Consider the following 1,806-nt stretch of genomic DNA (forward strand, 5'->3'; position numbering starts at 1 on the left):
AGATGTGTATAAGGGACAGCCTACGACATGCTCAGCATCGGTGCGATGCTGGCGCGGATCGCCGCAGGCGGTCTGCCCGAGACCGACACGCTGCCGCGCTTCGCCACGATCGGCCAGCTCGCGTTCGATGCGGTGGTGATCGGCGCACTGGTGTGGCTCGGCCATGGCCGGTTCTGGCGGCTGAAGGGCCCGCAGCCGCCGCTCGGCCCGTCGCTGCTGATCGGCGGCGCGCTGCTCTGTGCGGCGCTGCCGGTGATGCTGTCGGTGTCGCAGCCGAACTACGTGGCGTTCGCCGCACCCTTGGTTGCGTTGGTGCAACTCGAAGTCTGGCGGCGGCGAGGGCGGGTGTGCCTGGTGCCGGCGCTGATCGCCTGGTCGGGCGTGATGTGGCTCGGCATGATCGCGACCGAAGGCGGGGTGTGGCAGCCGCTGCGGGTGGTCGGTTTGACCACGCCGGCGCTGGTGGTGCTGCTGCTGTGGGGCTTCGCCTCCCTGCGGCGCGCAGCCGCGCCGCCGTAACACTGCTTCTCCGAATCGGCCAAATCGGCAAAATGACGCCGCGCGCCGGGTCCGCGGGACGCAGCAGCTTTTCTTCGACTTCAACAGGGACCGCGCGGCGGATCGACCGATGCGACACACCATTCTGTTCGGTGGCACCAGCAAAGAGCGCCTGGTGTCGGTCGCCTCGGCGCAGGCGCTGCACAGCGCGTTGCCGGACGCCGATCTGTGGTTCTGGAACGACGACGACCGCGTCCATGCCGTTTCGGCGCAAGCGTTGCTGGCGCACGCCCGGCCGTTCGAAGAGGGGTTCGTGCCGGACGGCGAGGACGTCGGTCCGCTCGAAGCCGCGCTCGACCGCGCCGCTGCCGAGCAGCGGCTGCTGGTTCTCGGTCTGCACGGCGGCGCCGCCGAGAACGGCGAGTTGCAGGCGATGTGCGAACTGCGGCGTGTGCCGTTCACCGGCTCGGGTTCGGCGGCGTCGCATCTGGCTTTCGACAAGGTCGCCGCCAAGCACTTCGCCGCGATTGCCGGTGTCCGCACCGTGAGCGGGATCGCGCTCGCCGATGCCGAGGCGGCGCTCGAAACCTACGGCCGGCTGATCGCCAAGCCGGCCTGCGACGGTTCGAGCTATGGGCTGTTCTTCGTCAACGCCAAGCAGGATCTGGTCGCGGTGCGCCATGCCGCCAAGACCGAGGATTATCTGATCGAGCCGTTCGTCGCCGGCGTCGAGGCCACCTGCGGCGTGCTCGAAGCCGAAGATGGCTCGCTGCGGGCGCTGCCGCCGATCGAGATCGTGCCGGCCGACGGCGGATTCGATTACACCGCGAAGTATCTCGCCAAATCGACCCAGGAGATCTGCCCCGGCCGGTTCGCTCCCGAGATTGCGGCGGCCATCATGGACTACGCCGTGCGGGCGCACCGGGTGATGTCCTGCCGCGGCTACTCGCGCTCCGACTTCATCGTTGGCAAGGATGGCCCGATCTTCCTGGAGACCAACACGCTGCCCGGCCTCACCAAAGCCTCGCTCTATCCCAAGGCGTTGAACGCGCTGGGAATCCCCTTCGTCGACTTCCTTAACGGGCAGATCGCGCTGGCCGAGCGCGCCGTGCGGAGCTGACCGGGACGCCTCCGGGTTCCATCCAGAGGCCTTGGCGGAAAGTCGCGTTTTCGCCGCAAATCCTTCTCCGGACGCAACAAATTCGGGTCTGCGCAGGCCTGCTTTACGATTTGTTTACCAGGAGGGCCGAAGGTTAACGCTGGCGGCGCATCCTGGCGCTCGGCTGTCGTGGCGTAAGCCGGGCGGAG

General features: G+C 68.0%; 2 protein-coding genes. Both read left to right on the plus strand.

Translation table 11 applies throughout. The features are described from left to right. Positions 1 to 27: 27 nt before the first annotated feature. On the plus strand, positions 28 to 519 hold the full coding sequence (locus DYI24_RS25920; RefSeq protein ID WP_246701373.1) for a hypothetical protein: 492 nt from the start codon (positions 28 to 30) through the stop codon (positions 517 to 519). Positions 520 to 628: 109 nt separating this feature from the next. Then, entirely contained in the window at positions 629 to 1,618 is a 990-nt protein-coding gene (locus DYI24_RS25925; RefSeq protein WP_164574352.1) for a D-alanine--D-alanine ligase family protein, read from the plus strand. Positions 1,619 to 1,806: the final 188 nt, after the last annotated feature.

It is taken from the genome of Rhodopseudomonas sp. BR0C11, assembly GCF_010820945.1.
In the GTDB taxonomy this organism is placed as follows: Bacteria; Pseudomonadota; Alphaproteobacteria; order Rhizobiales; family Xanthobacteraceae; genus Rhodopseudomonas; species Rhodopseudomonas palustris_H.

Bases quoted from the DNA above. Each gene is read 5' to 3' on its own strand.
- DYI24_RS25920 (WP_246701373.1), top strand. From the start codon at position 28: ATGCTCAGCATCGGTGCGATGCTGGCGCGGATCGCCGCAGGCGGTCTG.
- DYI24_RS25925 (WP_164574352.1), top strand. From the start codon at position 629: ATGCGACACACCATTCTGTTCGGTGGCACCAGCAAAGAGCGCCTGGTG.